Source organism: Halostagnicola sp. A56 (genome assembly GCF_000691505.1).
Classification (GTDB): domain Archaea; phylum Halobacteriota; class Halobacteria; order Halobacteriales; family Natrialbaceae; genus Halostagnicola.
Genome location: NZ_JMIP02000015.1, coordinates 1 through 23848 on the forward strand (window position 1 = coordinate 1; position 23848 = coordinate 23848).

The window sequence follows — 23848 nt, forward strand, 5'->3', positions numbered from 1 at the left end:
CTGAAGCGCGATATCGATAGCGTCGGTGACGTTCGACCTAAACAGCTTCGCCATCGCGCTCTCGGCGATCGCGTTACCGCGCTCGAGTTTGCGTGCAGCGTGGCGCCCATCGTCCGCGCGGAAGGGCGACTACCTGCGGTTGCACTTCGAATCGATAGACCGCTGGTCTAAACACAGTCTGGAGCGGGCAACTACCTCTGTCGAATTTTGTATCACTATCAATCATCATGCGTTCTCGAATTTGAATTACACACCTACACCTGTAATAGAAAACATTCAGTATTGATTGTGACAGTGTAATCTCCCCATGTAATACTCGTTTTTCGCATTTGACCACGTGTTCTCGAGAGTACAAACGTATTTGAGAATAAAACTCTAAACTCCAAATGTATTACTACAGAACGAAAAAATATGCACGCCGTATTCGATACCTTCGTTCTGGTTGTCCTGTTCGGTGAACGTGAACTGAATGCTATCGACCTGCTGTTCGGTCTCCGTGGTCGCTTCGAAGCTCGCTTCACCATCTTCGTTCGTTGTCTGACTCGAGTCCCCGTTTCGGTAGTCGACATCCTCGCCGTCATCGGTTGCCTCGACGGTGACGCCCTCGACGGGCGTTCCAGCGTTGTTAGTCACGGTTGCGGTGAACTCGACCCACTCGCCGACCGTCGTTGTCGTGTCGCTGGCATCGATGTCTACCTGTTGTGCGACAGGATCGGTCAGATCGATGTCGACACCAGTGGTTTCGTCCCCGACATCGACGATGACGCTCTCCTGTTCCGGAGCAGATTCGAACGCGTCGGTCGTCACGCTCACCGTGTAGCCATTGTCGACGTTCACGTCGACGTTCTCGAACGTGTACGTGACTGAACTGTCGCCGTCAGCAATCGTCACCTCCTCGCTCGCAACCTCTTGTTCCCCGTCTCGGACCGTCACGTCCACCGGGAAGTCACCGTCAGCGGGCTCCGGTATCGAGACGCTTCCCGAGAGAGCGCCACCCGCTGCGTAGTCGAGGTCGAAGTCGACGTTTTCCTTCGTCGTACCGTCCTTGATAGTTTCGGTCCGCGTGTCGGATTCGAGCCCACTGCCGTCAACCGCGAAGCCGTGGGTCCCGACCGGCAATTGGTCGACACTGAACGAGCCGTCTGTTACGTCCACGGTCACGTCGCCGTCTCCGCTCGCATCCGTGTCGAAGTAGTGGACGGTAACCGTCGCGTCGTCGACGTTCTCCCCCGCAATGGGAGTACTCATGGTCGATATGGAGTCGGTCGAAGTCCCACCGCTCGAGGCGGTATCACCGGAAGCGGTCACCGTCCCTTCGGCACCTCCGGTGTCTCGCTCGAGCACTAGGTTGCCGACATCGGCCGTCTCGCCGACATCGACCATCACGGTGTCCTCGAGGGCGTCTCCATAGTTTTCCGAATCTGGCGACGCGATGACCGTGTAGCCGTCGTCGACGTCCACATCTACGTCGTCAATGGTGAACGCCGCGCTGTCCGTGTCAGCCTCGAGGGGAACGGTCGTTTCATCGTCGGTCTCCTCGAGGGCGACCGTCACTGTCACGTCTTCGGCTGGATCTACCTCGTCGAGTGAGACGGTTCCCGAGACGGTCCCCCCGTCGGCGTACTCGAGGTCGAAGTCGGCGTCGTCCGTCGTGACGCCCTGTTCGATCGTGACCTGCTGCGTGTCAGAGACAAAACCGTCCGCCTCGGCCACGAACCCGTGGGTCCCAACTGGTAGATCCGTGATCGAGTACTCCCCGTTCGCGTCGACCTTGATCGGCTCGAGCGTCTCGTCACCCGAGGCGTCCGGATCGAACGGATAGACCGTCACGGTCGCGTCCACAACCGGATCGGCTGTGCCGGGCGTCTGCATGGTCGTAATCGCGTTCGTGCTGGTATCGGCTTCACTGGTGTCGCCGGAGGCGGTCACCCTGCCGGCGGCGTCGCGTTCTGCAAGAGATTCTCGAGGAGTTGGACGAGTCGCGTTTCGCTCGCGAGAAATCGCTTTGAGGACTCGACGACGAGCCCGCTCCCCGGAAATCAATTACGTAAGATTCCATATGTCATCAATCGAACTCACTCCGAGCCAGAAGAAAATACTTCGTGCCCTGACAAATCTGCACAACGAGACCGACGACGCGATCAAGGGGGAAGACATCGCAGAACAGGTTGACCGCAACCCGGGCACGATCCGCAATCAAATGCAGAGTCTCAAAGCGCTCCAGCTCGTCGAGGGCGTACCCGGTCCGAAAGGGGGGTACAAGCCGACCGCCGCAGCCTACGAAGCCCTCGAGATCCAGCAGATGGACGATCCCGCGTCGGTTCCACTCGAGCACGAAGGCGAGCCAGTAACCGATGTCATCATCGAAGAGATCGACCTCTCGAGCGTGCACCACCCCGAACTCTGCCGTGCGGAGATTCACGTTCAGGGCGCGATCGGCGACATCAACGAGGACGATTCGGTCGTCGTCGGCCCGACGCCGCTCTCGAAACTCCTCATCGAGGGGACTGTCGACGGCAAGGACGATACGAACAACATCCTGATCCTCCGCATCGACGAGATGGTCGCGCCGTCAGAAGAAGCGGCCCACTAACAGGACACGGAGCAGACCACGGTTTCGGGACTCGAATCGCGGCATCTGACGTTGTCTCTCCTCGAGTTGCTCTTCGAATCGCGATTCGATTGTGAAAAGTTCCGAGAGCGGTCGATCGTCGTCTATTCTGTCGATTCGTCCGACTCGTTCGCGTCACCCGCGGCGACCGCCGGAATGACGTCGACGCTCGCGACCGCGTCGTCCGCGTCGACGTCCATGATAGTCACGCCCATCGTGTTGCGCCCGACCGTCGAGATCTCGCCCGCCCGAGTCCGCATGATCTGGCCGCGTTCGCTCATCGCGACGAGGTGATCGTCTTCGGTGACCGCCTTGACCGCGGTGACGGGCCCGTTTCGCTCGTCGGTTTTGATGTCGATCAGGCCCTTGCCGTACCGCGATTGGTTGCTATACTCCGAGAGCAGGGTCCGTTTTCCGTACCCGTTCTGGGTGACGGTCAACAGCGAACGATCGTCGTCCTGATCCATCGCGACGAGTCCGGCCACCGCGTCGCGGTCGTCGCCGTCGCCCTGGAGTTTGATTCCGTTGACGCCTCGAGCGTTGCGTCCCATCTCGCGCACCTCGTTCTCGTCGAAACGAATGGTCATCCCATGTTCGGTCGCGATCACGAGATCGGTCGAGCCGTCTGTCACCTCGACATCGACGAGTTCGTCGCCGTCCTCGAGGCTCGCCGCGATAATCCCCGTCGTCAGGATATTGTCGAAGTCCTCGCCCGCGGTCCGTTTGACGTAGCCGTTTTTCGTGACCATCGTCACGCACTCGTCGTCCTCGAAGGAGTCGGTGTCGACGACCGCCGTGATTTCCTCGCCGTCGTCGAGATCGAGGATGTTGACGGCCGATTTGCCGCGCGCGGTCCGGCCCATCTCGGGGATTTCGTAGGTTTTCAGCTGATAGACCTGCCCGTGGTTCGTAAAGCAAAGCAGGTAGTCGTGGGTGTTCGCCTGGAACACCGCCGACACCCTGTCGCCTTCTTTGATGTCCGCACCGATGATCCCCTTCCCGCCTCGGCCCTGGGGATCGAACGTGTCGATCGGCATCCGTTTGACGTAGTCGTCCTCGGTCATGACGACGACGACATCTTCCTCCGGAATGAGATCCTCGTGGGTGACGGTCCCCTGATCCTCGATGATCGAGGTTCGGCGCTCGTCGTCGTATTCGTCTTTGATCTCCCGAAGTTCGTCCTTGATGACGGTCAACAACTTTTCCTCGCTCTCGAGGATCGCAGTCAGGCGGTCGATTTCGGCCTGGACCTCCTCGTACTCGTTTTCGATCTCGGCGGCTTCCATCGACGTGAGGCTACCCAGTTGCATCCGGACGATGTGTTCTGCCTGCGCCTCGGAGAAGTCGAACTCCGTCGCGAGCCCGGATTTGGCCGCCGAGCGGTCCTCGGAGTTGCGGATGAGTTCGACGACGTCCTCGACGTTCTCGAGGGCTTTCAATCGCCCCTCGAGAATGTGGGCACGATCCTCGGCCTCCTCGAGGTCGTACTCGCTGCGCCGGCGCACGACCTCCCTGCGATGAGAGACGTACTCCTCTAAGGTCTCTTTGAGCGAGAGGACCCGCGGCTGGCCGTCGACCAGCGCGAGGTTGATGACGCCGAAGGTTCGTTCGAGGTGATTCTCGAGCAGTTTGTTCTTGACGACGTCGCTGTTCGCACCGCGTTTGAGGTCGACGACGACGCGGACGCCGTTCCGATCGGATTCGTCTCGCAGGTCCGAAATTCCCTCGATTTCGCCCTCGTTGATGTCTTCGGCGATTCGCTCGACGATTCGAGCCTTGTTCGCCTGATAGGGCAGTTCCGTGATGACGATGCGTTCTCGATCCGATTTCCACTCCTCGACCTCGAACTCGGCCCGAACGCGGATGCGACCGCGGCCGGTCGCATAGGCCGAGTAGATCGCGTCGCGGCCGACGATATTCGCACCAGTCGGAAAGTCAGGACCTTTGACGTGTTCCATCAGGTCCTCGACGGTCGCGTCGGGATCGTCGATGAGTTCGATCGTCGCGTCGATCACCTCGCCGAGGTTGTGCGGCGGAATGTTCGTCGACATCCCGACCGCGATCCCCGACGAGCCGTTGACCAGCAGGTTCGGGAACGAGGAGGGCAACACCGTCGGTTCCTCGAGTCGGTCGTCGTAGTTCGACTGGAAGTCGACGGTGTCCTTGCCGATGTCCTCGAGTAGCTCTTCTGAGAGTGCGGACATCCGCGCCTCGGTGTATCGCGGGGCCGCGGCCGGATCGCCGTCCATCGATCCGAAGTTCCCCTGCCCGTCGACGAGGGGATAGCGCATCGAGAAGTCCTGTGCCATCCGGACGAGCGTGTCGTAGATCGCGCTGTCGCCGTGGGGGTGATAATCACCCATCGTCTCCCCGACGATCGAGGACGACTTCCGATGGCTCGAGCCGCTGGTGACGCCCAGTTCGTGCATCGCGTACAGGATGCGCCGGTGGACGGGTTTGAGCCCGTCGCGGGCGTCGGGGAGGGCACGACCCGCGATGACGCTCATCGCATAGTCGATGTAACTCTGTTCCATCTCGTCTTCGATACGGACGGTTTCGACCGTCCGGGCCTCTACGTCCGTGGGTTCGGGTACGTCTGAGCTCATGTGTCTTGCCTACTCGTTAAATGTCGATCCACTCTGCCTCGGGGGCGTTATCCTTGATGAACTGCTTTCGCGGCTCGACGGCGTCGCCCATCAGGACCGAGAACATTTTGTCCGCCGCCGCGGCGTCCTCGACGGTGATCTGTTTGAGGATGCGATTCTCTGGATTCATCGTCGTCTCCCAGAGCTGTTCGGGGTTCATCTCGCCAAGGCCCTTGAACCGCTGGACCTGCGTCGGGTTGCCGTCGCAGTTCTCGGCGACGATCTCGTCGCGTTCGGCGTCGGTCATCGCGTCGTAGGTCTCGCCACGATAGCGAATCCGGTACAGCGGCGGTTGGGTCGCGTAGACGTACCCGCCCTCGAGCAACGGACGCATGTGCCGGTAGATAAACGTCAACAGGAGCGTTCGAATGTGCGCTCCGTCGACGTCCGCGTCCGTCGCCATGATGATCTTCTTGTATCGGATATCCTCGACGTCGAACTCGTCGCCGATTCCCGTCCCGATCGCGGTGATCAGGTTCCGAATCTCGTCGTTCTCGAGGATCCGATCGAGCCGGTGTTTCTCGACGTTCAGTATCTTCCCTTTGATCGGAAGAACGGCCTGAAACTCGGGGTTTCGGGCCTGCTTTGCGCTGCCGCCCGCGGAGTCTCCCTCCGCGATGAACAGTTCGGCGTCCTCGGGGTCTTTGGTCTGACAGTCCGCGAGTTTCCCCGGCAGCGAGGTCGAATCGAGCGCGGACTTTCGACGGGTCAGCTCTTCGGCCTTCTGGGCAGCCATTCGGGCCTTGGCCGCCTCGACCGCCTTCATGACGACGGCCTGGGCGGTGTCGGGGTTCTCCTCGAAGTAGATGCCGAGGCCCTCGTGCATGGCGCTCTCGACGATTCCGCGCACTTCGCTGTTGCCGAGTTTCGTCTTGGTCTGGCCCTCGAACTGGGGATCGGGGTGTTTGACCGAGATGACCGCGGTCAGTCCCTCGCGGATGTCCTCGCCCTTGAGGTTGTCCTCGAGATCCGAGAGGAGGTCGTTCTCGTTGGCGTAATCGTTGACCACGCGCGTGAGCGCGGTCTTAAATCCCGTGAGGTGGGTGCCGCCCTCGCGCGTGTTGATGTTGTTCGCGAACGCATGGATCGAGCCCTGGAGTTCCTGGGTCGCCTGCATCGCGACCTCGACCTGGATGTTCTCGTCCTCGTCCTCGAAGTAGATGATCTCCTCGTGCATCTCCGAGCGAGTCTCGTTCAGATACTCGACGAACTCGCGGATGCCGCCCTCGTACTCGTAAGTTTCGGCGACGACATCGCCCTCGTCGGTCCGCTCGCGTTCGTCGCGGAGGGTGATGCGAACGCCCGAGTTGAGGAAGGCGAGTTCGCGAAGCCGGTTCGAGAGCGTCGAGAACGCAAACTGGTCGGTCTCGAAGATGTCGTCGTCGGGCCAGAACCTGATCTCGGTGCCCGTATCCTCGCCCGCCTCGAGGTCGCGAACCCGCTCCATATCGCCCTGGGGTTCGCCGCGCTCGAACGCGTGGCGGAAGACGCCCCCGTCGCGCTTGACCTCGACCTCGAACCGACTCGAGAGGGCGTTCACCACGGAGACGCCGACGCCGTGGAGGCCGCCCGAAACCTGGTAGGACTTGTTGTCAAACTTGCCGCCGGCGTGGAGGACGGTGAGGATCACCTCGAGGGCCGGGCGATCGTACTCCTCGTGGGTGTCGACGGGGATCCCACGGCCGTCGTCGGTCACGGCAACGGACCCGTCGTCGTGGATCGAGACGGTGATGTCGTCACAGTGGCCTGCCAGTGCCTCGTCGATGGAGTTGTCCACCACCTCGTAGACGAGGTGATGGAGTCCTCGAGAATCGGTAGAACCGATGTACATTGCCGGGCGCTTTCTGACGGCCTCCAGACCTTCTAAGACCTGAATCTGGCCGGCACCGTACTCGCTTTCCTGAGACATGAAAACCTGTTTTCGGATAGTGGGTGGGAGGTTAAAAAGGTCACGTACGCGCGCTCGCGCGAACAAAAAACGAAACACCAGTGACAGAAACTGGATATGTGAAGGGATCCGTGCTGTTCCTCGAGAGAACACGTACAGCGACCGCTTCGTCTCGTATCCAGCCGAACCGGCCGTACGCCCGCTTCGAACTCACGCTCGCCGAACGTGTTCGCAGTCTCCCGCGGTCACCGTCTGCTCGCCGTCGTCCGTTTCGACGATCAGCGCACCGGCGTCGTCGATGTCGACTGCCGTCCCGACGACTTCGCCGCCAGTGCAGTCGACTCGGACGTGCTTTCCGATCGTCAGCGCGTGGTCCCGCCAGGAGTCGACGACCGACTCGAGGGCGTTTCGCTGCGCGTCGAACTCCTCTAGCAGTCGCTGGACGAAGACGCGCCGGTCGACGTCACCGACTTCCTCGCCCACGCTGGTCGCCTCGGGCGGAAGTGCGGCCGCATCGATGTTCGCGTTCACGCCGATCCCGACGACGAGCCAGGTGACGCGGTCGGTCTCACCTTCCATTTCCGTGAGGATTCCCGCGAGTTTCCGATACGGACGAGCCTTCTCTTCGTCCTCGAGCGGGACGACCACGTCGTTGGGCCACTTGATCTGGGCGTCGACACCGGCTTCGCGAGCGGCTCGAGTCGTCGCAACCGCCGCGGCCAGCGTGTACAACGGCGCTCGCGTCGGGGGCACGTCCGGTCGACAAACGAGGCTCGCCCAGACGCCGCCGCTGGGTGCACTCCAGGCTCGCTTGAGTCGGCCTCGCCCTCCGGTCTGTTCGTCCGCGAGAACGACCACGTCGGACGCACCGTCGGTCGCCAGGTCGCGCGCGCGGTTGTTCGTGCTCCCGAGCGAATCGTGATACTCGACGGAAAACGGCGCCTCGAGGCCGTACTCGACGGCCAGTGCGTTGTACTCGGTCGGCCCGTCGAGTGCGTAGCCGTCTGATCCGCTTTCGATTTCGAACCCGGCCTCCCGAAGCTCGTCGACGTGTTTCCAGACCGCCGCTCGAGAGATGTCGAGTGACTCGGCGAGCGCGGGACCGCCGACGGGGCCCGCAGACAGGGCCTCGAGGATCGCGCGTTTCGTCTCGTTCATGGTATATAACGTGAGGTACGAACACTTCAACTCGCCGGAAGGGCCGTTCGAACCCGGCATCTCGGGACCGTACGACCGCGTGTCCGCGTCATAGAAAAATCCGTACGAGTTCTTCGGCCCGTTTTTCGCGCGATGCGTTATTCCGGGCCTCGGCGTCGTACGTGGCTCCCGGGGGCTTCTACGGCCACGAGTCGGACGCGTCATCCCCTATCGGCGGTGGGCTCGGCTCGAACGGCGCTTCGGGTCGCCGGATCCATACGTCCGTTCACGCCGTCGTGTGCCTCACCGGGTGCCTTCAGTGATGACCGTTCCGTCTGTGGTTTGTTTCGCCGGGAGCAGGGCGTTCGCCCCACGCGATACAGGGAGTGGCGGTCGCTTAATTCTTTCTCTCTGACGTGACTGCGGAGTCGAACGGCTCCACCGAGACACTGCGAGCGACGGTTCGTCTCGCTCGGGTGGATCACGGAATATCCCGAAACTCCGCCCAACCAGAGCACTGGTGCGTTTAACAGCCGTATAATAATCCCCTCGCGCCGTCTTCGCCGTCGTATGCCAGGAATCACCGTCGCCGACGAGCCGATCGATCACGGGGTCGTTGACGACGCGCTCGAATCAGTCTGTTTCACCGATCGATACGACGGCCACTACGTGATCGACGACGAGGAGGGGGTCGTCGCCTACTCGGGGTACGACGAGTATCCGATCGAAGTCTACGAAACCGACACGTACACGATCGTTCTCGAGGGACACCTCTACGGGACGGACGACGTCGAAGCGACAGTGACCGAGGCGGCAGAACTCGTCGCGGGAGCCCGAACCGACGAACTCTCGGAGTGGATCGCCGAACGGGACGGGGACTTCCTGCTGGTAATCTCCGATCAGGACGATGGCACGACCTGGGCGGTAAACGACGCGTTCGGGCGGCTGCCGACCTACCGCGCGACCGTCGGTGGGACAACGATACTCACCCGCGAACTCAAGGTCGTTCGCGAACTGGCCGAACGGATCGAAGACGGACTCGAGCCCGATTCGCTCGCACTCGGCCAGATGCTGCTGTTCGGCTATCCGCTCGGGACGCGAACGCTGTTCGAGGGCGTCGAGCAACTGCCGCCGGGATCGATGCTCGAACTCGAGTCGGATACCACCGACTCGGTGCACGAGTTCCAGTTCGACGAGCACGCGAACGCGCATCGATCCGTCGAAGAGAACGCCCGACGGCTCCGCGATCGGTTCGTCGACGCCTGCCAGAACCGGGCGGGCGTCACCGGCGAGACGGTCGTCTCCCTGAGCGGCGGCCTCGATTCTCGAGCGGTCATCGCCGGCTACACGCACGCGGACGGCGAACTGCTCGCAGCGACGTCTGCGCGGACGGACGGCTCCAACGCGGCCGAAGTCGACGTCGCGCGACAGGTCGCGAACGCACTCGACGTCCCGTGGCAGTCCTACGTCGCGGACAGGACCGACCGACACCGAGAACTGCTCCTCGAGATGAGTCAGGGGATGAACAACCTCGGGATGTCGCTCGGCCTCAACTTCGCCGAACAGGTCGCCACCGACCACCCCAACGCCACCTTCGTTACCGGCGACGGCGGCGACAAGGCCATCCCGGATCTCACCCCCTCGAAAGACGTCGATTCGATGGACGAACTCGTCGAACTCGTCGTCGACGGCCAGCAGGTCTTCTCGCTCGAGGAGGTCGCAGACATCGTCGACGTCGACCCGGCCCGGCTGACCAGTTCGGTCAGGAGTCGACTGCTTTCCTACCCCGAATCCACCCTCGAGGGACGATACGTCCACTTCCTCGTCCGAGAGCGGGGGATCAACTGGCTCAACCACGGCGAGGACCGCACGCGGTATTACACCTGGTCGACGACGCCGTTCTACGCGCTCCCGTTCTTCGAGGAGGCGATGGCATGTCCGCCGGCCCAAAAGGACGGAACGACGCTCTACCGGGAGTTTCTGGCCCAGCTTTCGCCCGCTACCCTCGAGATCGACTACGTCGACTTCGGCGCGCCGATCGACTCGCTCACCTACCGGCTCAAACGCTTTGGCTACGACTGGCTCTCCGAACATCCCGACCTCAAAGACCGTGTCTTCGGACTGCTCGGGCAGGGCGAAAGCGGTGCGGACAGTCCCCCGATGGCTCTCGCAGAGGCGACAAGCGACCCCTCCGACTTTCGGGAGCACTTCTCGGGCGAGGCGGTCCAGCGGGTGACGTGGTCGGGCGGGCGCTACACCGCCACCCAGCAGTATTTCCTGCTGACGCTCATCGCTGCGATCCAGCAATCCGGTGACTCGAGTGATTCCCGTTCCGAATCGGTTGATAGCAGTGCGGATCGGGTATCGCTCTCACAGTAATTTCGACGACCGCCCAACCGCCTTGACGTACGAGAAGTACTTCTTAGTGCTTGATACTGCGGATCACCCGTGGCCGTAAGAACAACGAGCCTTCGAACACTGGCATGATAGATGGAACGTGGTAGTGGAGAAGAGATAACGGTTCTTCACGTCGATGACGACTCGAGTTTGGCCGACTTGATCGCTACCTACCTACAACGCGAGGATGACAGATTTTCCGTCGAAACCGCAACCACCGTTGACGAGGGTCTGAAATACCTCGGTAAATCCGCTGTCGATTGTATCGTCTCTGATTACGACATGCCTGGAGGGAACGGTATCGAATTCCTCAAAGCAGTTCGAGAACGATACCCCGATCTCCCGTTTATTCTCTACACCGGGAAAGGATCCGAGGAAGTGGCCAGTGAGGCAATCTCTGCGGGTGTAACAGAGTATCTGCAGAAGGAGTCCGGAACCAGTCAGTACGCGGTACTCGCAAATCGCATCGGAAACGTCGTAAGACAGTCGCGATCACAACGCGATCTCGAAGAAACGCAACGAAAACTGTCCCAACTCGCTGAGAAGTCAGACGACATCCTGTTCATGTTCAACAGCGATTGGAGTGAGTTACTGTTCATCAACTCGGCGTACGAAGACATCTGGGGCGGTTCTATTTCGGACGTCAAATCCGATCCGGAGTCGTTTTTAGCGCATATTCACCCCGAAGACCGCGAGCGGACAACCCGCTCTATGGAGACGGTCGCGAACGGCGAACCTGATTCGATCGAGTATCGTATAATCCGTTCGAACGGCGAGATGCGGTGGGTTCGAAGCGAGGGAAAACCGATCTTCGAGGCGGAATCCGTAAGCCGAATCGTGGGATACGTCCGTGATATTACCGAACAAAAAGAGCGCGAAGGGGAGTTAAAGTCACTTTACGCCCGGTTCGAACGGTTTGGGAAACACGTACGCGACGCTCTTTTTTTCGTCTCGACAGATTATTCGGAGACACTGTATGCAAACCCAGCCGTCGAGACCATCTACGGGATCACACCCGAGGAGGCGTACGAAGACCCCACATCGTGGATGAGATATATCCATCCCGACGATCGGACCGAGATGGTAGAAGGGCTGGAAAAGCAACAAGAACAGGCCCTCGACTGGCCGGTCGAACAGGAGTTCCGTATCCAGCACCCTGAACGGGGGGTCCGGTGGATCCAATCGCGACTCGAGCAGGTTACCGATGACGAGGGAGTTCCCGTCGAGATTGCCGGCGTGGCAACGGATATCACCGAGAGTAAAGCACGCGAGCAAACGCTCAAGCGGGAACGTGACAAGTTCGACGAGTTCGCCAGCGTCGTCTCCCACGACCTTCGCTTCCATCGTTTAGCCGCTTAGCGATTGCGTAGAAGTGTTCTGTCGACTTCTAACCGAAGATCGAACACAGTACAGACCGGTAGAATTCAACGTAGGTTTCATCCGGGACGAATTATGTTCTGAGCCAGTGACTATTGGCTGGCCCATAGGACACATCAGCAATCTCCTTCTGTTGCTCGAAGGACTCTGCAAAGCTTCGAGGTTAATCTCCTCTGGTAGGAACTCGTCGCGACGACGTTGGCAACATCGAAGTCAATTACTATTCGAGTTGAGACTACGACGGAGTATATATTATCTTAGCGCCACTATACTCAAATTGATCTGCTATCCGTGATGTCTTCGATCCACTCTTTATATAATGAAATCGCAAGAGGGCGTTGAACCCTTTTTAAGTATGCCCGGGGAGGGATCTAAACCCGACCTTTACATGCCCACTGAAATAGTATAAGTCATGACGGCGCACCCGGAACAGTCGATCAAACGGCTCCGTGAGCGAGTCAACGGTGCCGAGGATATGAGCGAAGACGACGCGCAAGCGCTCCTCCGAATGAGCAACCGTATCCGTATCCTCGGGGAGTCGAAATACGGTGACTTCGCCCACGAGAAGTACCTCATGCGAGCTGTCAAACTCGCCCAGGAGGTCGGCGGTCTCGCCGACGCGCTTGAGGATCGCGACGCCGCGGAAAACCTCGTCGCCTGGATCAACACGGAGAAGTCGAACTCCGCTGAGACCAACAAGGATTACCGAGTCACCCTCCGACAGTTCGGAAAGCTCGCCAGTGGAGACGACGTCGACGGCATCCCCGACAGTCTCGAGTGGGTTCCTGGCGGCTATCCAAGCAACTACGACCCGGCACCCGATCCGGGCGACATGCTCCGGTGGGACGAAGAAATCCTCCCCATGATCGACGCGTGTTCGAATCTCCGCGATCGCGCGCTGATCGCCCTCGCCTGGGATCTCGGTCCGCGCCCGTACGAACTGTTCGACCTGACACCGAAGCAGATCACCGACCATAAATACGGCCTCCAAGTCACTGTCAACGGAAAGACTGGCCGACGATCGCCCGTCCTGATCCCGTCGGTGCCGTACGTCCAGCGATGGCTCGAGGTACATCCAGGTGACCGAAACGATCCGCTGTTCTGTGCGCTCAACTCCCCGCGCGAAATCTCGAATAACCGAATCCGGGACATCCTCAAGGAGAAGGCACGGAAGGCTGACGTCGAACGGCCGGTCACACCCTCGAATTTCCGGAAGTCCTCCGCGTCGCATCTGGCGAGCCAGGGCGTCTCGCAGGCCCACCTCGAGGACCATCACGGCTGGACTCGGGGATCCGATATCGCCTCGCGTTACATCAGCGTCTTCGGTGATGCGAACGACCGGGAGATCGCCCGCGCCCACGGCATCGATGTCGGTGAAGACGAACACGAGGATCTCGCGCCGGTCCCGTGCCCTAGCTGCGATCGGGATAACCCGAGAGATAGTGATGTATGTGTGTGGTGCGGACGCGCGCTCAGCCAACGCGCATTGGATAAATCCGACGATGTCAACCGCCGATGGGTCGAGTCCGCCGGAGAGGCCAGTGGGGAGCAGGGTGACGTCTCCCTCGATGACGTCATGGAAGCCCGCGACCTCGTCGACGAGAATCCCGCGCTCAAACGACTCCTGTTCGGCGACGACTGACATCACTTCTCACCTCCGTCGGTGATCTCGATGATGCGCTCGATATCTTCCGAAATTGGAAGGTCGGCGTCTGCGATTCGCTCGAGGAGCTCGCGGTTTTCTTCGACAGTCTCTGCTGCTTCGTCTGTTGGGTCTGGATTCGTGGAAGTCGTACTCATTGATCTGTCACCTGTGAGCGGATGTACTGCTGTTCGTCTTCCGCTCGATGCCACAGCGGGATGCAGGTCATGAGTGCTCCCTGTCGGGCGAGGAGTATGACTTCCATCTCGTAGAGTCGCGCAACGCACGCGTTCGATGCGCTGGGGTAGTGGACCGGCTCGGCGTCTCTCCAGGCCTCGCGAAGATCGACATCGGTGCCGACCCGATCGGGCCAGGTATCGGTCGTGATGTGGTCGCTGACCCTCCCGATCGACATCTCTGCAGCTCGGCGGCGTTCACCGGCCGGGTCGGGTGATAGAGAGACAGCGCTCATAGGATCACCCCGGCGACGAACGTGGCAATCAGACCGACGACTAGGACGAGCAGGCCGATCGCCCGCGGGTCCGCGCTAGCTCGCCCGTCGGCCTCGAGCGCCCAGCTGGGATGGGCCTTGTCCTGGAGTCGTTCGACGTGGCCGTGGGCCTCTAGGTTCGACAGGATCTGTCCAACCTGTCGAGGATCCGCGCCGACGTCCGTCGCGATCTCTCGCGTTTGGATCCAGTTCCGTGCCGGGTCGTCGGCGATCTCGGTGATCGACTCGAGGATGGTTTCGGAGCCGATATCTGCGGCTTCCCGGAGGACCTCGCGGCCAACAGGGAATTCGTCGACGTCTTTCGCGTCGATCGGCGGGCCTGCGTAGACGGTCTGGCACGATTTGCATCGGTGAGCTCGCTCGTCAGCGAGTCTCTCGATGCGCGTGTGGCCCTCGGGACACCGGTAGCGCCACGGGGCGCTCATCGCCGACCACCTGTGACTTCCCGAACATCTCCATAATAGCCGAGCGCGACCGTGATCGTCCGCGCCCGTCCCGGAGTAACGCCGAGTTCGTCAGCGATGGCCCCCAGGTCTCCGTGCTCGTCGACAGCTGTCTGGACGTTGGTCTCGGTTACCCCGTCGGGGAGCTCTATATCCGGTTCGTCCTTCTCGCTGTCGACGGCGTCGACGGTGATTTCGTCGGTGGCTTCTTGAACGTCGTCGCCGGTGTCCGCCGGCGCGTCGTCCGCGGCATCCTCCTCGAGGTCGACTGGTACCTCTGACTCTGGTTCTGACTCGGTGTCGTCCTCGGTGGAGGTGCCGTTTTCACTATCGGTTTCGTGGACCCCGTGATTTTTCATTTGTCGGTACACCGCAGCGTATCCGACCTCGAATCGCTCGGAGGCTTGACTGATATTGCCGTCTGCCTCGTCGTAGGCGCGCTGAAGGTCCTCGGTTTTGGTGTGGTCTAGGAGCTCTGCAGTTTCCTCGGCGTCGTCGGTGTCGTCCGACTCGCCGTCGACGGCGATCTCCTCCTGGTCGGTGTCGGGTTGGGTGCGGGGTTCAACGCCGGCGATCGCATCGAGATCGGCGTCGCGAACTGTGACAGTGAGCTGACCGCGGAGTTCGTTCGCATCGGCCTCGAGCAGCTGAGCGCTGTCGACTTCAAGCGGCGTGTCCTGGAGTGCGCCGACGACGCCAGCGAACCGGCGAAGCCCATCGGCGACATCACTCATCGTCGATCGCCTCCGGGACCGCATCCTCGCCGATCGCGATGCCGTCGTCGGTCGCGACGATCGTCTCACGCCGGTAGATCTCCTCGAGGCCACCATCGGCCCGGAGCTCCGTCGCGCGCTCGAACTCGCCGCCATCGGGGATCGTCGCCTCGTTGTCGTCCTCGAGATACGCCACACAGTCGTCGCACGTGTCGGCCTCCTCGCGGAACCGTTCGGGATCCTCCGTTAGATCCGCGACAGGGGTCTCGACGATCGTCCCACAGGCGGCGACGTGTCTGGTGTCCTCGATGTACATCGAGGCGTGGAACGTCTCCTCGAGGTCTTGGACCCAGTGCTGGACGTCGACTTCGTTTTCGGAGGGGAGCCCGTGGCGGGACTCGAGCTCGTCCATCTTGCATTGCTGGCACAGGTAGTCTCGATTCCCGCAGACCGTACAGTCGGTCACGACCAACTCACCCCGTCGTACTTCTGCTGGGCATCACGGAGGACCTCCTCGAGATTCTCCGCGTACAGCTCGAAGAACCGGAACTGGCCGATAAACTCCTCGAGTTGGTTCTCGGCTTCGGCAGCAACCGCTTCGGGTGTGACCTCGCCTTGATTGTCTTCGACGATATCTGCCTCGAGCCACAGCTCTTCGATTGTCTTCTGGAAGGCGATGGCCGTTGCCGTCGTCATCCCGATTCCGTAGCCGGTTCGAGATGGGTTGTAGAACGTGTGGAGGCCGAGGTCGCCAAACCACGTTGCTTCGCCGAGGTTGTCGCGCACGCGGAGTTCCTCTGAGGCTGCTTCGAGTCGTTTCTCGATCGGTCGGCGGTCGAGCTCTTCCGCGGCACAGCTTCCGTTACAGTAGAAGTCGGTGACGACACCGATTCCGTCTTCAGCAGGGTGGGAGTGCTTGACGATTTCCTCGTCGTCCTCGAGATCGGTTTCATCGAAGCTGATACGGTCGGGGATCTCGTTGCCACAGTGCTGGCAGGCGATCATCGCCGATCACTCGTGTAGACGACGTAGTTCGTCGAGAGCCACTCCGTGCCGTCTGGATCTCCAACGAGGTATCCGTAGCAGCCGGCTGTCGGGGTCCCCTCGAGCGGCTCGGCGTAGTGGCTCTGTTTCTCGGCCGCGTCGAATCGACGGGCCGTCTTGATTCGCCGGAGTTCCGCGGAGTCCTGGTCGACGCCGTCGTCCTCGAGTCGGGCTCGCTCGGCGATCGCCGCGAAGGTGTCGACGATGGACTCGACCGCGCCCGCCTTATTGAGATCGACTCGATCGCGATCGTCCCGGTCGTCGGGGAACTCGCCGGTGGTCGTCATGCCGCCACCCCGTGGAAAAAGACGTCTGTTCGGGGCTCGGCGCGCTTGAGTGCGCCCTCGAGGTAGCCGCTGGTTGTGTTCGATCCGGTACTGTTTTTGTCGTCGTCCGTGTCTGTGTACATGGTCATGGATTGATCCGGAGCCGATTCGCGCTCCGGGGTTGTCGTCGTCTGTGGCCTGCGAACTGCCGGGGACGCCAAGTCCTGGATAGATCGGGCGTCCTCGGTGGGGTTCGCAAGTGCTCGATTAGTCTGTGCGTCTCTCTTTCCCATAAGTTCGTGAGCGCTGTTTCCGCATTTCCGAAATTCGCGGTAAGTGCCGATTACCGCCGCGTAGACGCTTCTCCCGGCGTCTTTTCTTCTCTCCGCAACGGTTCCGAAAACACGATAGTCAGGATAAACTGACTGTTTCGAGCGCGTATGGGGTCCATAGTAAGGCCCCCGCGGGGCGTTTGCTTGCATGAGGTTCATCGTGGTTTTCCCGGGGCGCTGGCACGCCTCGGGCTGCAGTTAATTGGTGAGTCGATTCGCTACAGCGCGTTCGTCTCGACAGTGTACGATTCGGGTGCTTCCCATTCGCCACTGTCTTCGGCCTCGAATCGCGCGACGAGAGCTTCGCGAACATATCTGCTTTTGTTCCCGTCCTCGCCGGCGCGCCCCTCGAGGTCCTCCAACATTTCATCAGGCATCGTGAACGACGGTCGCGCCATGCTACTGCATTACTACTGCACCACTATAATATTACCGTCTCGTACTAATGTAGTGTAGCACTTCCGAATGCTACATTCTTATGTTACTGTGGTAGAATGGCAGAAGTATGAGCGAGCGGGACAAGCAGCTAACGACGTACGTGACTGAAGAGGAACGGAACCAGATTCGTGTGAAGGCTGCAGAAGAGGGTTATTCAGGTGTCTCTGGCTGGCTTCGAGATCTTGCGCTTGATGAACTGGAGGACGAAGAGGGAAATCCGAAGGCTCCGGCAGTAGCGACAGCTGACTAATTCACCGACAGAATCATGCCCGTAGCCATCAACTCCCGTAACATGGACGACGACAGCACACCCTCGAGTGATGGGGACGATGACGTTCCACTAGGAACGTTCCTGTCGCGAGCGTTCGACGACACTGACGCCGACGTGGATTCCGTCGAAGCTGTTCGCGAGATCCGCGAAGACGTATGAAGCTGTTCGTTGATACGAACCTCCTCGTTGCTGCAACACTTGATGAAGATGAGCGTGGCGAGATGGCAACGAAGTTTCTAAATCTGGACCGGGAGTTAGCGACGACAATACTCAATCTGATGGAGTTTCGCACGGTGCTCACAAAGAAGAAACAGCTATGAATCTGCCGGTGTTCACATTTGTTTCCCGACAATCGACCGGATCGAGCGTGAGTTCGCGGAATTGGCGAGCAAATCAGCGCGTGAGCGCGTCTTTCCACGGCATCTGTCAATCGAAAGAGAGAGGCTCGAGGTTTCCGGGAGAAAATCAGACAGACCACACCGGAAGCCAGCGCCGGCGGATTTAGGGACTCGGCGCTGCCTTCTGTAGCGCCGTCTCCGCGATGTTGCCGCCGTAGTCGGCGCTTCTCGAGAGCGAGTCGACGATCAGGCCGAGCGACTGGGCCTGCATGGGCTCGAGTTCTCGAAGCATGTCGTCGATCGTTCGCGTGTGTTCGTCGATCTCGAGGATCCGTTCGCGAGCGGCGTGTCCGAGCCGGTTCGCCTCGTCGCTGTCGTCGGCGAACAGCGCGTCGAGGGACTTCTCGAGCACGTCGAAGGCGTCCTCGCGAAGCGCGACGAGTGCGTCCGCGACCTCCTCCGGGATCTCCCCGAGTTTGAGCGCGAGCTGACTGATTTTGACCGCGTGGTCTGCGACCCGCTCGAGTTGACGGGCGCTCGAGTGATAATCGAAGCAGTCCTCTCGGGGAACGCCGAGTTCCTCGGCAGCTCGAGGCGAGCGCAGCGTCGCGCGGAATATCCGGGAGACGACGAGCCACAGTCGGTCGACGTCGTCGTCGCGCTCGATCACGTCGCGCGCGATGTCGTCGTCGTTCTCGACGAGCGCGGTGGTTGCGTCCTCGAGCATCGACGAGGAGATCAAGCGCATGCGAGTCACGGCGTTGACGATCGAAAGCTCCGAGGAATCGAGCAGGTCCTGGATCACGACGCTGTCAGTCGTCTCCTCAAGGACCTCGACGCCGACGAGACTCTGGGTCGCGCTCCGAATCGCGCGGCGCTGGTCGGTCGTGATCCGGTTTGCCTCGAGGCGGATCAGATCGAAGCCACTGACGTACATCGTCATGACGGCCCGGGTCAGTCGGTCGTCCTCGAGACTCGAGACGTCGAGGGTCCCCTCCTGTCTATCGACGTCGCTCTGGGGAGTCAAAAGCAGCGAATCGTCCTCGGGATAGAACTCGACGGTCGTCCCGGCGCTGACCTGGTTGTCGGTCGCCCAGGATTTCGGCAGCGATACCGTGTACGTCGATCCGCCCGTGACCTGGACTTTTCGCGTCTCCATGTGCGGAGGTTGCGGACATGGGACTATAAATCTATTCTAATCTATAAATCTGATTGCAATCTATAGAGGGTACTCCTACTCGGTGATAGAGTCCTACAACCGACCATATCCGAATCGTTCGGATCGTTTTTCGAGCGTAACCAACAGCTACTCAGTTACGAACGACGATCTATATATACGAGGTGCAGCGATGAATATCTCCCTATCGAGTGGAGACGAGTTCACTCCGTCAGCGTGACGCCGTCGTCGGCGGCGTTTCGGAGTGCATCCGAGCGCCCGTGGCTTCCGGGGGCGAGTGCGACCGTCCGAATGCCGGCCGTCCCAGCGTACTCGAGCACCGGTTTGAAGTCCGTATCGCGCGAGGCGATGATGAGGACGTCGACCGGGTCGCCGGCGACGAACGCGGTCGCGTCGACTGCCAGTTTGACGTCGACGTCGCCGCTGGTGACCACGACCTCGTACCCTCGAGCCTCGGCGGCCTGAATCAACCCCGGCGTCGCGTGTTCGTCGAGATAGAGCCGGGTGATCCCGACGCGTCCGTACTCGAGTGCCGCGTCGCGAACGTCGTCGAGGTCGACGTCGAACTCATCTCGAAGCACGTTCGGGCCATCGACGAAGAGCCCGACGGTCGGCGGCGATTCGTTCGCAGATTCGGACGCGGGCTCCGACGAAGACTCGAGACGAGACCGAACGCGGTCGAAGACGGACATAGATACTGCCCCGTAGTGGGGGTCTCGAAATAGGTGTGACGAAAGGGCCGCCGCCGGTACCGGGTTGGGTTCGTACCGGCAGCGTGCGGCGATTCGAACGCACGACGACGAAAAGACATTACTATCCCGGGGGTGTCCACACGACTATGCCGCTTCAGACGCCGCCACTGCGTGGGCTCCACGACGATACTGGAGCGAAGTTCACAGCGTTCGGCGGCTGGGACATGCCGGTCGAGTTCTCCTCGATCCGCGACGAACACGTCGCCGTCCGGACCGACGTCGGGAAGTTCGACGTCTCACACATGGGCGAGATTCACGTCACCGGCCCCGATTCGACTCAGCTCCTGCAGCGACTCACCACGAACGACGTGGCGGCGCTCGATGTCGGCGACGCCCAGTACGCGGCCATCACCGACGCCGAGGGGTCGATCATCGACGATACGGTGATCTACCGGCTGCCCGACGAAGCCGAAACGGCGACATACCTGTTCGTTCCGAACGCGGGTACCGACGAGGCGATCCACGAACGGTGGATCGCCCACCGCAACGAGTGGGATCTCGAGGCGACCGTGGACAACATGACCGACGAGTACGCGATGTTCGCGGTACAGGGTCCGAACTCGGCCGACCTCGTCGCCGCCGCCGCGGACGAGTCGATCGACGCCCTCTCGCGGTTCGATGCGAAAACGGTCACGATCGAGGGCGTCGAGTGCTGGGCAGGTCGAACGGGGTACACCGGCGAAGACGGGTTCGAGTTCGTCGTCCCGTGGAACGACGCCGAATCAGTGTGGTCGGCCATCGACTGCCAGCCTGCGGGCTGGGTGCACGCGATACGCTCCGAATCGAGGCCGGCTATCTCCTCGCGGGTCAGGAGTTCGACCGGGAGTCCAACCCGCGGACGCCCTACGAGGCCGGTATCGGATTCGCCGTCGCACTCGAGACCGACTTCGTCGGCCGTGACGCCCTCGCGCAGGTCAACGAAACGGGCGTCGAGGAGACGCTGGTCGGCCTCAAGCTGATGGACCGGGGCGTTCCGAGAAACGGCTACGATATCACGAACACCGACAGCCGCGTCGTCGGCACGGTCACCAGCGGGACGATGAGCCCGACCCTCGAGTCACCGATCGGACTCGGATACGTTCCGGTCGAGTACGCGGATCCGGGGACGACGCTGCGAGTGGTGGTTCGCGGACAGTCAAAGAAAGCGCGGGTCGAAACGACACCCTTCATCGAGACAGTACAATGAACTTCGACGTTCCAGCGGACAGACGGTACCAAGAATCGCACGAGTGGGCACACGAGACCGACGGCGTCGTCCGAGTCGGTATCACCGACTTCGCGCAGGATGAACTCGGCGACGTCGTCTTCGTCGAACTTCCCGACGAGGGCGACGACGTCAGCCAGAACGAGGAGTTCGGCGTCGTCGAATCGATAAAAGCGGTTTCGGACCTGTACGCGCCCGTCAGCGGCGAGGTGGTCGCGGTCAACGACGACCTCTTCGACGCGCCGGAACTCGTCAACGACGACCCGTTCGGCGACGGCTGGATGCTCGAGATCGAGCCAACGGACGCGGACGAACTCGAGTCGCTGCTCACTGCCGACGACTACGAAGACCAGATCGCGTAAGCGTCTCCACCGACGCGGGCGACTCGAGAACGGCTACGTTGCTCGGAGCTGGCGATATCCGTCCGTCACCGACGTGTTATCACGATAGAAAGTAAGGAAAATTTACTTGTACCCCTAGCAACAATCGGGGGTTGTATGCAACAGTGTCCCCGCCGTACAATCCTTGGTGGCATCGGTGCGACCATGGCTGCTACTCTCGCCGGATCGACGGTCGCCGCGCCGGACGACGACCGCGTCCCGAAGGCATCGACCACGACCGAATCCTCGTTCGACGACGTGCTCGCGCCCCTCCCAGCGTCCGTCGCCGAGGACTCGATGGCCGTGGCCGTCACAAACTATGAACGGATGCGCGAGGCCGACCAGCCGTACGGTCCGACGCCGCCGATCAACACGGCAGAAATGGACGCCGATAACGTGTCGAAAAGCGCCTTCGTCACGTCCTACACCGACGAGTACTCCCGACCGCTCACGGTTCTGTCCGGTGACATCGAACTGCCGGAATCGACCGACTCGAGCGAAACCGACGCCGGAGTCGAGTACGAGTACTACGACGCCGAATCCGACGCCGTCGTCGCGTCGGACGGCGATGTTGTCGTCGCGTCGACAGACAGAGAGACGGTCGAGGCGGCGTTCGACGCGAACGCCGGTAAAGCGGATCGACTCCTCGAGACCGAGTCGGCGATCGAATCGGGACTCTCCACCTTCCCAGAGAGCGACGCACGGTCCGTTCAGATAAGCGACGAACAACCGACTCTGAGCGAGTTCGAAGACGTCGATATCGAGTACACCATCACCGCCCAGACCGTGATCGACGCCGACACGATCGAGATGTCTGTCGGGATCGAACTCGCGGACGAGTCGGACGCCACCGACGAACTGATCGAAACGCTCGAAAGCCAGTTCGCGTACGCTGCGACGACGGACGAGCCCTCGGCCGAGGTCGACGGATCGTTCGTCAGCACGACGGTTACGCGCGATCTAGCTGCAGAACGGGCGGTTCGGGAGCACGAGAGTCCCGGCTATCTTCAGGTCGAACGCGACTTCGATATCGAGGACGACGACCGCCTCGAGATCGAAATCGGCCGCGGCGATCCGACGCCAATCGAGGACCTCACGCTCGAGGTCGACGACGAGCCGTACGATCGAGACATTTGGGCCGACGGGCACGGCAAACTCGAGGAAGGCGACACGATCGTCATCGAGATGGACGATGTCGAACCGAACCTGTCCGTTTCGCTCACCCACGAACACGAACTCGGGAGCAGTTCGTCCGGGACGACGATCCTCTCTCATTTCCGGTTCGAGTCGTCTTACGACGTCGATTCCGGCGAACTCACCCTCGAGTACGCAGACGAGTTCCCGCTCGACGGCGATCAGGTCTTCGTCGCGGCCTTCGAGGAACGCCGGTTCTACCGATCGAACGAAGAGGCCACCGAACCGCGAACCTCCAGCCAGCCGTGGGACGGCGAAACCATGGCCGAAGGCGATACTGCGACGATCGAAGACGTCGAGGCCGGCGATACGGTCATCGTCGGCTGGAAGGGAACGGATTACGACGACAGCATCTCGCGGCAGCAGGCGAATCCGCCGGGGAGAGCACGCTTCGAGTACCAGTACGACGACGAGACCCTCGAGGCGACACTCGAGTTCGGCCCGCTTTCGTCCGACCCAGATTCGGAGTCGACAGACGATGTCGAGCGCTCGGCGTCCGAGTACGAACTCCAGATCGACGGTGAGCCAGCAGACACGCAGTGGACCGACGAGTTCGACACCGTCTCGACGGGTGCAACCATCGAGGTCGACGACGTGGCCGTTGGCTCGGATGTCGAGGCCGTCTGGGCCGAGACGGACGCCACCATTGGCGGAACGCACGCGCAGCCGTCGATTGACCTCGCCTACGACGACGGGACCGTCGAACACGTCGGTGGAGACGCGCTTCCCGCAGCGGATCTCGAGGCCGAGATCTGGGCCGAGAACGGATCCTACACGCTCACACTCGGAGACGAGATCGACGGCGACTTCGAAGACGGCGATTCGTTCACCGTCGACGCCGAGAGCGTGACCGACCGCAGCGGCGACGATGTCGACGAAATCGGCACGGTACATCACGTGTCGGTCCGATACGACGGCGAGTATCGGGTCGGCTACGCGTTCCCGGAGCGGTAACGCCGCCCCGCCGAGTTCTGTGCTGTTGTGAACGATCGGTCAGGCAGTAGCGAACGGCTGTTCGGGGCAGTGTCGAATGGCGCTCTGTTTTTGATCGATATCGGTACTCGACAGCCGACCCACCGTTCGAGGCG

The 23848-nt window shown here is 61.1% G+C and carries 23 protein-coding genes and 2 pseudogenes; 10 read left to right on the forward strand and 15 right to left on the reverse strand.

All coding sequences use genetic code 11. The features are described 5' to 3' along the window. Nucleotides 1–375: 375 nt before the first annotated feature. The gene (locus EL22_RS05355; protein WP_050050526.1) at nucleotides 376–1929 is read right to left on the reverse strand and encodes a carboxypeptidase-like regulatory domain-containing protein; all 1554 of its coding nucleotides are present in this window, start codon (nucleotides 1927–1929) and stop codon (nucleotides 376–378) included. Between the two features lie 130 nt (nucleotides 1930–2059). Here EL22_RS05355 and EL22_RS05360 point away from each other — a divergent pair, with 130 nt between their 5' ends. Next, nucleotides 2060–2593, forward strand: coding sequence for an Rrf2 family transcriptional regulator (locus EL22_RS05360; RefSeq protein WP_049953258.1), 534 nt, complete (start codon nucleotides 2060–2062; stop codon nucleotides 2591–2593). A gap of 122 nt (nucleotides 2594–2715) precedes the next feature. On the opposite strand, the gene gyrA is transcribed toward EL22_RS05360, so the two are convergent. The 3 genes from gyrA to EL22_RS05375 all read right to left on the reverse strand — a co-directional run bounded on the left by gyrA (nucleotide 2716) and on the right by EL22_RS05375 (nucleotide 8302). After that, on the reverse strand, nucleotides 2716–5217 hold the full coding sequence (gene gyrA, locus EL22_RS05365; protein ID WP_050050527.1) for a DNA gyrase subunit A: 2502 nt from the start codon (nucleotides 5215–5217) through the stop codon (nucleotides 2716–2718). Between the two features lie 16 nt (nucleotides 5218–5233). Then, nucleotides 5234–7165, reverse strand: coding sequence for a DNA topoisomerase (ATP-hydrolyzing) subunit B (gyrB, locus tag EL22_RS05370; RefSeq protein WP_050050528.1), 1932 nt, complete (start codon nucleotides 7163–7165; stop codon nucleotides 5234–5236). Nucleotides 7166–7354: 189 nt separating this feature from the next. Further along, complete coding sequence (locus tag EL22_RS05375) at nucleotides 7355–8302, reverse strand: biotin--[acetyl-CoA-carboxylase] ligase (RefSeq protein WP_050050529.1); 948 nt, start codon at nucleotides 8300–8302, stop codon at nucleotides 7355–7357. 549 nt (nucleotides 8303–8851) lie between these two features. Here EL22_RS05375 and EL22_RS05380 point away from each other — a divergent pair. The 3 genes from EL22_RS05380 (at nucleotide 8852) to EL22_RS05390 (ending at nucleotide 13697) form a co-directional block, all read left to right on the forward strand. Continuing rightward, the gene (locus EL22_RS05380) at nucleotides 8852–10660 is read left to right on the forward strand and encodes an asparagine synthase-related protein (RefSeq protein WP_156184057.1); all 1809 of its coding nucleotides are present in this window, start codon (nucleotides 8852–8854) and stop codon (nucleotides 10658–10660) included. A gap of 111 nt (nucleotides 10661–10771) precedes the next feature. After that, nucleotides 10772–12037: a PAS domain-containing protein gene (locus EL22_RS05385; protein ID WP_050050530.1), complete on the forward strand. Its 1266-nt coding sequence runs from the start codon at nucleotides 10772–10774 to the stop codon at nucleotides 12035–12037. A gap of 430 nt (nucleotides 12038–12467) precedes the next feature. Then, entirely contained in the window at nucleotides 12468–13697 is a 1230-nt protein-coding gene (locus EL22_RS05390; RefSeq protein ID WP_050050531.1) for a site-specific integrase, read from the forward strand. 2 nt (nucleotides 13698–13699) lie between these two features. Here EL22_RS05390 and EL22_RS17050 read toward each other — a convergent pair whose 3' ends face one another. From EL22_RS17050 to EL22_RS17880, 9 genes are all read right to left on the reverse strand, one after another. Next, nucleotides 13700–13855, reverse strand: a complete 156-nt coding sequence (locus EL22_RS17050) for a hypothetical protein (RefSeq protein WP_156184058.1) — start codon at nucleotides 13853–13855, stop codon at nucleotides 13700–13702. After that, entirely contained in the window at nucleotides 13852–14169 is a 318-nt protein-coding gene (locus EL22_RS05395; protein WP_050050532.1) for a hypothetical protein, read from the reverse strand. The genes EL22_RS17050 and EL22_RS05395 overlap by 4 nt, the downstream gene beginning before the upstream one ends. After that, nucleotides 14166–14633 (reverse strand): FaeA/PapI family transcriptional regulator, encoded by a 468-nt coding sequence (locus EL22_RS05400; RefSeq protein ID WP_050050533.1) that lies wholly within the window; start codon nucleotides 14631–14633, stop codon nucleotides 14166–14168. Before EL22_RS05400 ends, EL22_RS05395 begins: the two co-directional genes overlap by 4 nt. Then, nucleotides 14630–15385 (reverse strand): hypothetical protein, encoded by a 756-nt coding sequence (locus EL22_RS05405; RefSeq protein ID WP_156184059.1) that lies wholly within the window; start codon nucleotides 15383–15385, stop codon nucleotides 14630–14632. Before EL22_RS05405 ends, EL22_RS05400 begins: the two co-directional genes overlap by 4 nt. After that, nucleotides 15378–15830 (reverse strand): hypothetical protein, encoded by a 453-nt coding sequence (locus EL22_RS05410; RefSeq protein ID WP_156184060.1) that lies wholly within the window; start codon nucleotides 15828–15830, stop codon nucleotides 15378–15380. Before EL22_RS05410 ends, EL22_RS05405 begins: the two co-directional genes overlap by 8 nt. Continuing rightward, entirely contained in the window at nucleotides 15827–16369 is a 543-nt protein-coding gene (locus tag EL22_RS05415; protein ID WP_050050536.1) for a hypothetical protein, read from the reverse strand. Before EL22_RS05415 ends, EL22_RS05410 begins: the two co-directional genes overlap by 4 nt. Further along, the gene (locus tag EL22_RS05420) at nucleotides 16366–16695 is read right to left on the reverse strand and encodes a hypothetical protein (protein WP_050050537.1); all 330 of its coding nucleotides are present in this window, start codon (nucleotides 16693–16695) and stop codon (nucleotides 16366–16368) included. The genes EL22_RS05415 and EL22_RS05420 overlap by 4 nt, the downstream gene beginning before the upstream one ends. Continuing rightward, complete coding sequence (locus tag EL22_RS18955; protein ID WP_255349660.1) at nucleotides 16692–16823, reverse strand: hypothetical protein; 132 nt, start codon at nucleotides 16821–16823, stop codon at nucleotides 16692–16694. Before EL22_RS18955 ends, EL22_RS05420 begins: the two co-directional genes overlap by 4 nt. Before the next feature lie 401 nt (nucleotides 16824–17224). After that, complete coding sequence (locus tag EL22_RS17880; protein ID WP_169732121.1) at nucleotides 17225–17383, reverse strand: hypothetical protein; 159 nt, start codon at nucleotides 17381–17383, stop codon at nucleotides 17225–17227. 128 nt (nucleotides 17384–17511) lie between these two features. On the opposite strand from EL22_RS17880, the gene EL22_RS15880 reads away from it, so the two are divergent. The 3 genes and pseudogenes from EL22_RS15880 to EL22_RS05430 form a co-directional block, all read left to right on the forward strand. After that, entirely contained in the window at nucleotides 17512–17694 is a 183-nt protein-coding gene (locus tag EL22_RS15880) for a plasmid mobilization protein (protein ID WP_082146684.1), read from the forward strand. A gap of 42 nt (nucleotides 17695–17736) precedes the next feature. Beyond that, nucleotides 17737–17874 (forward strand): hypothetical protein, encoded by a 138-nt coding sequence (locus EL22_RS17885; protein ID WP_197075863.1) that lies wholly within the window; start codon nucleotides 17737–17739, stop codon nucleotides 17872–17874. After that, a pseudogene (locus EL22_RS05430) lies at nucleotides 17871–18029 on the forward strand (PIN domain-containing protein); the annotation flags it as partial. The gene EL22_RS17885 and the pseudogene EL22_RS05430, both read left to right, overlap by 4 nt. A gap of 187 nt (nucleotides 18030–18216) precedes the next feature. Here the strand turns inward: EL22_RS05430 and EL22_RS05435 are convergent. Together EL22_RS05435 and EL22_RS05440 are read right to left on the reverse strand one after the other, a co-directional pair. Beyond that, a complete protein-coding gene (locus EL22_RS05435) occupies nucleotides 18217–19212 on the reverse strand; it encodes a phosphate uptake regulator PhoU (protein WP_050050538.1) in 996 nt (331 codons plus the stop codon). 221 nt (nucleotides 19213–19433) lie between these two features. Beyond that, entirely contained in the window at nucleotides 19434–19922 is a 489-nt protein-coding gene (locus tag EL22_RS05440) for an NYN domain-containing protein (RefSeq protein ID WP_050050539.1), read from the reverse strand. A 146-nt stretch (nucleotides 19923–20068) separates the two neighbouring features. Here EL22_RS05440 and gcvT point away from each other — a divergent pair. From gcvT to EL22_RS05455, 3 genes and pseudogenes are all read left to right on the forward strand, one after another. Further along, nucleotides 20069–21168: pseudogene (gcvT, locus tag EL22_RS05445) on the forward strand (glycine cleavage system aminomethyltransferase GcvT). Continuing rightward, complete coding sequence (gene gcvH / locus EL22_RS05450) at nucleotides 21165–21548, forward strand: glycine cleavage system protein GcvH (protein ID WP_050050540.1); 384 nt, start codon at nucleotides 21165–21167, stop codon at nucleotides 21546–21548. The pseudogene gcvT and the gene gcvH overlap by 4 nt, the downstream one beginning before the upstream one ends. Nucleotides 21549–21731: 183 nt before the next feature. Then, a complete protein-coding gene (locus EL22_RS05455; protein WP_231587885.1) occupies nucleotides 21732–23714 on the forward strand; it encodes a hypothetical protein in 1983 nt (660 codons plus the stop codon). Nucleotides 23715–23848 lie beyond the last annotated feature (134 nt).

Excerpts from the sequence above, each read along its gene's own strand:
- EL22_RS17880 (WP_169732121.1), bottom strand. The coding sequence starts at position 17,383 with ATGCCTGATGAAATGTTGGAGGACCTCGAGGGGCGCGCCGGCGAGGAC.
- EL22_RS17885 (WP_197075863.1), top strand. The coding sequence starts at position 17,737 with ATGGACGACGACAGCACACCCTCGAGTGATGGGGACGATGACGTTCCA.
- EL22_RS05455 (WP_231587885.1), top strand. The coding sequence starts at position 21,732 with ATGGCTGCTACTCTCGCCGGATCGACGGTCGCCGCGCCGGACGACGAC.
- EL22_RS05420 (WP_050050537.1), bottom strand. The coding sequence starts at position 16,695 with ATGACGACCACCGGCGAGTTCCCCGACGACCGGGACGATCGCGATCGA.
- EL22_RS05405 (WP_156184059.1), bottom strand. The coding sequence starts at position 15,385 with ATGAGTGATGTCGCCGATGGGCTTCGCCGGTTCGCTGGCGTCGTCGGC.
- EL22_RS05380 (WP_156184057.1), top strand. The coding sequence starts at position 8,852 with ATGCCAGGAATCACCGTCGCCGACGAGCCGATCGATCACGGGGTCGTT.
- gyrB (WP_050050528.1), bottom strand. The coding sequence starts at position 7,165 with ATGTCTCAGGAAAGCGAGTACGGTGCCGGCCAGATTCAGGTCTTAGAA.
- gcvH (WP_050050540.1), top strand. The coding sequence starts at position 21,165 with ATGAACTTCGACGTTCCAGCGGACAGACGGTACCAAGAATCGCACGAG.
- EL22_RS05415 (WP_050050536.1), bottom strand. The coding sequence starts at position 16,369 with ATGATCGCCTGCCAGCACTGTGGCAACGAGATCCCCGACCGTATCAGC.
- EL22_RS05395 (WP_050050532.1), bottom strand. The coding sequence starts at position 14,169 with ATGAGCGCTGTCTCTCTATCACCCGACCCGGCCGGTGAACGCCGCCGA.
- EL22_RS05375 (WP_050050529.1), bottom strand. The coding sequence starts at position 8,302 with ATGAACGAGACGAAACGCGCGATCCTCGAGGCCCTGTCTGCGGGCCCC.
- EL22_RS05400 (WP_050050533.1), bottom strand. The coding sequence starts at position 14,633 with ATGAGCGCCCCGTGGCGCTACCGGTGTCCCGAGGGCCACACGCGCATC.
- EL22_RS05390 (WP_050050531.1), top strand. The coding sequence starts at position 12,468 with ATGACGGCGCACCCGGAACAGTCGATCAAACGGCTCCGTGAGCGAGTC.
- EL22_RS17050 (WP_156184058.1), bottom strand. The coding sequence starts at position 13,855 with ATGAGTACGACTTCCACGAATCCAGACCCAACAGACGAAGCAGCAGAG.
- EL22_RS05435 (WP_050050538.1), bottom strand. The coding sequence starts at position 19,212 with ATGGAGACGCGAAAAGTCCAGGTCACGGGCGGATCGACGTACACGGTA.
- EL22_RS15880 (WP_082146684.1), top strand. The coding sequence starts at position 17,512 with ATGAGCGAGCGGGACAAGCAGCTAACGACGTACGTGACTGAAGAGGAA.
- EL22_RS05440 (WP_050050539.1), bottom strand. The coding sequence starts at position 19,922 with ATGTCCGTCTTCGACCGCGTTCGGTCTCGTCTCGAGTCTTCGTCGGAG.
- gyrA (WP_050050527.1), bottom strand. The coding sequence starts at position 5,217 with ATGAGCTCAGACGTACCCGAACCCACGGACGTAGAGGCCCGGACGGTC.
- EL22_RS05360 (WP_049953258.1), top strand. The coding sequence starts at position 2,060 with ATGTCATCAATCGAACTCACTCCGAGCCAGAAGAAAATACTTCGTGCC.
- EL22_RS05385 (WP_050050530.1), top strand. The coding sequence starts at position 10,772 with ATGGAACGTGGTAGTGGAGAAGAGATAACGGTTCTTCACGTCGATGAC.
- EL22_RS18955 (WP_255349660.1), bottom strand. The coding sequence starts at position 16,823 with ATGACCATGTACACAGACACGGACGACGACAAAAACAGTACCGGATCG.